Annotated in this window: 3 protein-coding genes; 1 reads left to right on the forward strand and 2 read right to left on the reverse strand. The window is 44.1% G+C overall.

Annotation, left to right across the window (positions count from 1 at the left end; translation table 11 throughout):
• Positions 1-311 precede the first annotated feature (311 nt).
• Positions 312-1424 (reverse strand): DegT/DnrJ/EryC1/StrS family aminotransferase, encoded by a 1113-nt coding sequence (locus tag IQ242_RS19470; protein WP_193961098.1) that lies wholly within the window; start codon positions 1422-1424, stop codon positions 312-314.
• A gap of 126 nt (positions 1425-1550) precedes the next feature.
• On the opposite strand from IQ242_RS19470, the gene fetB reads away from it, so the two are divergent.
• Positions 1551-2327 carry an iron export ABC transporter permease subunit FetB gene (gene fetB, locus IQ242_RS19475; RefSeq protein ID WP_193961099.1) on the forward strand — a complete coding sequence of 259 codons (777 nt, stop codon included), beginning with the start codon at positions 1551-1553 and terminating at the stop codon, positions 2325-2327.
• Between the two features lie 87 nt (positions 2328-2414).
• Here fetB and IQ242_RS19480 read toward each other — a convergent pair whose 3' ends face one another.
• Complete coding sequence (locus tag IQ242_RS19480; RefSeq protein WP_158202112.1) at positions 2415-3431, reverse strand: type I glyceraldehyde-3-phosphate dehydrogenase; 1017 nt, start codon at positions 3429-3431, stop codon at positions 2415-2417.
• Between the last annotated feature and the right edge of the window lie 194 nt (positions 3432-3625).

The following is a 3625-nucleotide window of genomic DNA, read 5'->3' on the forward strand; positions in this document are numbered from 1 at the left end:
ATTTTTATCTATTCTTCTCACTTGATAATTCCTAATTCCTAAATAACCTGAGTTCGGGATAAGCTAAAACCCTAATTTTCTCGTTCGCTGTCAACCCTATTCTTTTGTGGAATGAGTAAGAAAATAGCCTTAACCCGAACTGAAGTTAAATAGGTAGGCGTTAAAAATTATCAGACACCCCCCTTATCAAGGGGGGCAGGGGGGAGCCCCCCGCCTATCAGCACCCCCCTTATCAAGGGGGGCAGGGGGGATCGAACCTAAAATCCATTTTTAATTTAATTATAACCAGCTACTTAATTCCCACTGATAACTTAGGAACTATGCAAACAATCTTTCAGCGCGTAGGCTACCTGTTGTTGTTCCTCGCAGCTTAAATCGGGGAACATAGGCAAAGATAACACTTTTTCACTGGCCAATTCAGCCATGGGTAAATCACCTTTTTTATAGCCTAAATACTGATAAACCGGCTGTAAATGTAGGGGAATCGGATAATAAACCATAGATAGGACATCTTTTTCCTGCAAAGCTGCCCGAATTTGGTCACGATTTTCTGTTAAGATCGTGTACTGATTCCAAACGTGCTTACCTCCGGCTAAAGCGGTAGGTAAAGTGATATTAGGCAAAGGTTGCAGTAATTCCCGATAACGTTGGGCAATCTCGATCCGTTGATTATTCCAAAAATCGAGATATTTCAGCTTAATTTGCAAAATAACCGCTTGAATGGCATCTAAGCGGCTATTCACCCCAATTACCTCATGGAGATAACGCACCTTGCTGCCGTGTTCTTTAATCATGCGAATTTGTGCCGCTAACTCGGGGTTATTGGTGGTAATTGCGCCACCATCGCCACAACCGCCTAAATTTTTGGTGGGAAAGAAGCTAAAACAGCCAATATCGCCGATACTCCCCACTTTCTGCCCATGCCATTCTGCTCCCGTTGCTTGAGCGCAATCCTCAATCACCAATAAATTATGGGAACGAGCGAAATTTACTACCTCAGACATATTGACAGATTGCCCAAAAAGGTGTACTGGGATAATCGCTTTAGTCTGGGGAGTAAGCGCTTTTTCCAACAGTGCCACATCGAGGTTAAAAGTATTAATATCGATATCGACAAAAACCGGCACTGCCCCGACTAAATTAATCGCTTCGGCGGTGGCAATAAACGAAAAAGTAGAAGTAATTACTTCATCCCCCGCTTGAATACCGAGGGCGCGCAGTGCCAGATAAAGGGCATCGGTTCCCGAATTACAGGCAACACAATCGCTAACACCATGATAGAGGGCAAATTGTCGTTCTAATTCGCTCACAGTTTCACCGCCAATATAGCGCCCAGAACGGAGGATTTCTAAAACGGCATGGTTAGCTTCTTCGCTGATGACTTGGTATTGACGGGATAAATCGACGGGGGGAATTGTACTCACGCGCTTTCACTCAAATTAGAGACTAATCGGGATTTGTTGGCGAAAAAAAGGAATAATTAGTCAAAAATAATTATAAACTTGCTATCTATAGATGAAGTATCGTTGTAATTTGTTTCTTTTATTTTTATGGATGGATTAGTAGAACTAAATCTGGTGGATTTGGGTTGGGCTTTGGGGATGATGGGTATTTGTTTACTCCTCTCCCGTTGGTCAAATTTAGCCCTAGAGGGACAATTATTATTAGCGACCGGTCGATCGATCCTGCAATTATTAGTGGTAGGCTACGTTATCGCCGTTATTTTTTCCCTTGATAATCCTCTGGCAGTGCTGGGGATTTTGGCAGTAATGATGACTATCGCGACTATTGTTGCTAAAAATCGCATCGATAGCCGAGATAAAGGCTTATTACCCCTAGTTTTTGGCTCTTTATTGATTAGTAGCTGTCTAACTTTAGGTTATGCGATCGCTTTAATTATTCAACCAGAACAATGGTACTCGCCCCAATACTTAATTCCCTTGACGGGGATGGTGTTAGGGCAAGCGATGAATAGTGCCTCTTTAGCCGGGGAGAGATTAAGCAGTGCCATTAAAAGTCACCGTTTGGAAATCGAAACCCATCTTTGTTTAGGGGCAACCCCTCAACAAGCGATCGCATCTTATCAAAAAGAAGCGATTCGAGCTAGTTTAATACCCACCCTCAATCAGATGATGGTGGTGGGTTTAGTCAGTTTACCCGGAATGTTCACCGGACAGGTATTGGCAGGAAGTGAACCTTTAAACGCCGCTTCCTACCAGATACTGATCCTGTTTATGATTGCCCTAGCTAACCTAATCACCGCTCAATTGGTGACAGAGGGAATCTATCGGCGCTTTTTCAGTGAGAATTTATCACTTATCAGTTAACAGTTATCAGTTATCAGTTATCACTAGCCACTCCTGACTCCTAATTAACGCCCACTGTTCACCGATTACTGTTTACTGATCACTGATTTAGCCTTTCCACTTGCTGGCGACGACTTCAGCGAGATCAACCACGCGTTGGGAGTAACCCCATTCGTTATCGTACCAAGCGATAACTTTCACCATATCGCCACCCATCACCATCGTTAGACTAGCATCAATGATCGAGGAGGCATCAACACCGCGATAATCAGAGGAAACGAGGGGTAAATCATTATATTCGAGAATTCCTTTCAAAGAATTTTCCGCAGCTTCTTTGAGGACTTCGTTTACCTGTTCCGCGATCGTGCTTTTTTCCACCTGTGCGACTAAATCCACTACAGAAACGTTAGGAGTGGGTACACGCAGGGCGATACCGTTAAGTTTCCCTTTCATTTCGGGGATAACTAAGGCTACAGCTTTAGCGGCACCGGTGGAGGTGGGAACGATGTTAACGGCAGCGGCGCGAGCGCGACGGAGATCCCGGTGACTAGCATCAAGAATGCGTTGATCACCAGTGTAACTGTGGGTGGTGGTCATCGTCCCTTTGATGATGCCGAAGTTTTCGTGAATCACTTTGACGACAGGAGCAAGACAGTTGGTGGTACAACTGGCATTGCTGATGACATTGTATTTATCGTGTTCGTATTCGTGAGCGTTGACACCGACAACATAGGTTCCCACACCCGAACCTTTACCCGGTGCGGTAATGAGGACTTTTTTAGCTCCTGCGACAATATGCTTAGAAGCGCCCTCTTCATCGACGAAAACACCGGTAGCTTCGATCACTAAATCTACACCCCATTCTGCCCAGGGCAGATTGAGGGGATTGCGATCGGAATAACATTTAATGGTTTTACCGTTAACAATTAAAGAATTATCATCGGCATCGATATTAGCGTTAAGTTTGCCTAACATCGAGTCATATTTGAGCAGGTGAGCGTTACTACGGGGATCGGATGTATCATTGATCCCCACTACCTCCAAGCCACTATCAGTCCGTCCTAACCAACATCTTAGGAAATTACGTCCAATCCGTCCGAAACCATTGATCGCTACTCTAATCACTGCTGCTTGCCCTCTACGTTTTAGTGCAATACATAAAAAAATAATTAATGTTCCCAATCATACCTTAAAGGTTGAACTTTACGATCCCGATCGAAAATAATTTATTAGCTCACCATTCAGGAGACGGGAGACTCCGAGACTACGAGACAGGAGACAGGAGATTATTTTTATTTATTCTCCTCACCTCCCCACAC

Origin of the sequence: Microcystis sp. LEGE 08355 (assembly GCF_015207185.1) — a bacterium.
GTDB lineage: Bacteria > Cyanobacteriota > Cyanobacteriia > Cyanobacteriales > Microcystaceae > Microcystis > Microcystis panniformis.